Origin of the sequence: Vibrio sp. 10N.222.46.A1, assembly GCF_041473595.1 — a bacterium.
GTDB lineage: Bacteria > Pseudomonadota > Gammaproteobacteria > Enterobacterales > Vibrionaceae > Vibrio > Vibrio tasmaniensis_A.
In genome coordinates, this window is sequence record NZ_JBFRSN010000946.1 from 1 (window position 1) to 3411 (window position 3411).

The 3411-nt window shown below is 41.0% G+C and carries 3 protein-coding genes; 1 reads left to right on the forward strand and 2 read right to left on the reverse strand.

What is annotated here, in order from left to right; all coding sequences use genetic code 11:
- Together AB4496_RS22405 and AB4496_RS22410 are read right to left on the reverse strand one after the other, a co-directional pair.
- Window positions 1-1402, reverse strand: a 1402-nt coding sequence (locus AB4496_RS22405) for a hypothetical protein (protein ID WP_372132006.1), incomplete at its 3' end; no start/stop codon positions are given.
- A gap of 69 nt (window positions 1403-1471) precedes the next feature.
- Window positions 1472-2056 (reverse strand): S24 family peptidase, encoded by a 585-nt coding sequence (locus AB4496_RS22410; RefSeq protein WP_240798312.1) that lies wholly within the window; start codon window positions 2054-2056, stop codon window positions 1472-1474.
- 662 nt (window positions 2057-2718) lie between these two features.
- On the opposite strand from AB4496_RS22410, the gene AB4496_RS22415 reads away from it, so the two are divergent.
- Window positions 2719-3411, forward strand: a 693-nt coding sequence (locus tag AB4496_RS22415; protein ID WP_372132008.1) for a site-specific integrase, incomplete at its 3' end; no start/stop codon positions are given.

The following is a 3411-nucleotide window of genomic DNA, read 5'->3' on the forward strand; positions in this document are numbered from 1 at the left end:
ATCTACCTCTAAATTTATTAGTATGTTTTTGTAAACCAGGAAACTCACTCCTTGCTGCCTTTGACTTCCAAAACGACATGCCAAAATCTAACAAAACTTTTGTTAGTATCCTTTCAGACATACCAACTCCATTATCAGTAATTTCTAGAACATGCCCCTTGCCTTCCACCTCCATTAGTTTTATCACAATTTTCCCATCACCAACGTCGAAGTCCTCATCTAAGACAGCCCTTGCTTCAATAGCATCTGCAGAATTTTGAATCATTTCTCGAATAGGGGTTAACGGGAAATCGTATAAGTCAGTACCACCCAGCGTCAAAGCCAGCGATGGAACATCAGATACTTGAAGGTTTAGTGGAATCGGTGTCCAGTCCTTAACTTGTATGTGTTGCGCTAGTGCACCTGGAGAACCTGAACCAACAACCCCTTGAGCTTCAAAACGCTGAATTGATAAACGTTCTTGTATATCAGAAGCATTTCTAAGCTCTAAATCCACCATTTGAATTGTGTCGAAACACAAATTCCATGCACTTGCTTCTTCAATAGTAAACGGAGACTTTGAAGTATATTGAATCTTTCGACTTACTAACGTGGGTTGGGCTAATTTACTTTGAAACTTCCAGTGAATCGCAGATTCTTCATTAATAGTTCTAAGAGCTGAAGTAAATGTTGGAGCTCTTCGATCATCTAAATGCATCGCATCAATGCACCTTAAAATCAATGCCAACTTTATCTCGTTTACATTCCAATCGGCAGGAAAACCTGTAAATGCACCTTTACAATGAGATAACTCAGAAACCGCTTTATCGACATCCCAATGATGACTATGGGCGACTCTCCCGATTGAGTGGGCATAATGTTCTCTAAGTTCAGAATCATCAATTAAATAGAACGCCCCGTCACTAACTTTAGAATCCCATTTTTGGGTTGCTAATGTCTCAGCGTTTTCTGCATGTTTTAACCTTAAAGTATCACTGATGGCATAACCTTGCGCTGCAATCAAATACCCATCGTCTTCTTTCGCAAGATGTGAGTTATCTTCAAAGTATGCGTATGCATCTATGTATTCAGCAGTTTCTTTTAGCTCATTAACACCATTCGGATAAATGCTTATCGTCATTGCAGAATCATGTAAAAGAATGGCTCCTCCTAAAACATAGGCCTCTGCTGGATTTAACCGGTAGTCTCCACCCGTCAATATGTCCAACATATCCCATAGCGCGTCCATATGTGTTAAGTCATGTACGGTAAGCCCAGGTACATCTTTGGGAGTTCCATCAATCAATACTCCTACACGTTCTCTGAAATTAGCAAGACTTTCAGTTAAGCGATTGCGATATTGATCATTACCATCATCTTTACAAGTGAAGGTTGCTTTGAAAATTTTAGAATCTGAATACATTATTACGGAATCTCTACTAAAAACTTTTTTATCAATAAAAAAGGCGACCCTGAGGTCGCCTTCGCTTTTCTAAATCACCGCCTTCATGACGGTGGTAACAACTTTCCCGATTACCGCGAACTCGTCGAGTTTCTCCTCATTCACGATAAACGAATCATATTCTTCTTTGTTGTCTGAGATGACGTTATAGCCCTCGGCCATGATGTCGTACTTCAGGCGTTTTATGTAAACGTGCTTACCAATGCGAACAACATAGACACCGTGCTTTACTGGGTGATCGAGTTCTCGGGTATCGACTAATACTTCATCGCCGTCGCTCAAAGTGTCTTCCATTGAGTCGCCGTGGCAAATGATGATACGAGCATCTTCTTCTGTCAGGCCGAAACGTTTTAGCCATAAGCATGGTAGGAATTCAGTTCTGAGTTGATACTCAGCATCGTTTTGAGCTCCAAATCCACAAGAGGCATAGACGTTGTACACAGGTACAGCACACATATCGCCTATTTGAGAAGCCGCTTTCACAGACTTAACATTCGAAATCTCTGTGACATCGTCACCGATGACGTGATGAGATTCACTTAACCAATTGTTTCTCATGGTTTTATCATTCCAACAGAAAATGGATTTAGCAATAGCCTGTCTCCACAAACTCACAACCCAGTCTCCTTAAAGAGACTAAAGCGCACATTAAAGCGTATTACCCTAGTAACGAAGTCATCGCATAACAAACTATAGCCGCAGTTTAAGATCGGTATTGTATATGACTACCTGCGATAAACTGCAAACCGCTAAGAACTATAACACGCCATTACTGTGGTGGATATGATGCTAAGCCTTTGAATATTAGACATGTGTTAGACGCTGCATTTAATTTTCAATATTTTAGCTCTCTAAGCAATATTTGAGAATTAAGCTCACAGCAATCACAGCCAGAATAAATGCCGCTAAAGTCACACTGAGCACTGTTTCGATTCGTAAAAAACAGAAGCGAACAGAGTGGTAAACATCTTTCTAAAAATAGCCAGCCTCTGCTGGCTATTTTTTTACACGCTATTCAGAGATTTAAGGTAACATCCCCTCACTATTTCTATCTAAGACACCCTATCAATGGCTCTCAAACCCACAATCTATAAGTTTCACTAAAATACACCACTCCCCGCCCTACCTAGCAATAGCCACATACACCTTTACTTTCAAATACTTAACACAAATAACAACCTAGAAGAACTTTAATAAACTGCTATAATCTCTGAACCTTGGTACACCTTTTGTACCCCTCAAATCACCCTTTTGGTACACCTCAGAGGCACACGTTCATGGCATCTTATAGTATTGAAAAGCGAACTCTAGCAAGTGGCGAATCTCGCTACAAAGCCACAGTTACCGTGAAACATCGAAGCAAAATTGCTCAACGTTTTTCCAAAACTCATAAGAAGAAAACGCTCGCTACTGCCTGGGCTAAAAATGAAGTCCGAAAGATAGAAGAAGGTGAAACCCAAGATCGTTCTGTACCCATTGGCCAGCTGCTAGACATGTACATAGAGAACAAAAACCTCTGGGACAATACAGGCCGATCGAAACAAACCGTATTAAAAATGCTGCGTGATTGCGACATAGCAAAAATCTATTCCGATGAGCTAACCACTAAAGACTTAATTGAGCACTGCCAAAATAGGTGCAGTACGGGAACCAAACCCTCTACCGTCTATTCCGACATCTATTTTTTACGTTCGGTATTCAAACGAGCTAACCCTGTCTTCAACGTTGCCGCGAACGTGAACACATTCTTAGAAGCAACACCCATTCTGTATGAAATGAAGCTCATCGGTAAATCAGAGAAACGAACAAGACGCCCTACTACCGATGAAATAGACCTGTTAAAAGAAGCACTAGAAGAACGCGAGCAACGCAGAGAAAACAAAATCCCCTACTCCGAGCTTCTAGACTTCAGCATCCTGAGCTGTATGAGAGTCAGCGAAGTATGTGGTATTCGGTGGGAAGACTTAAAC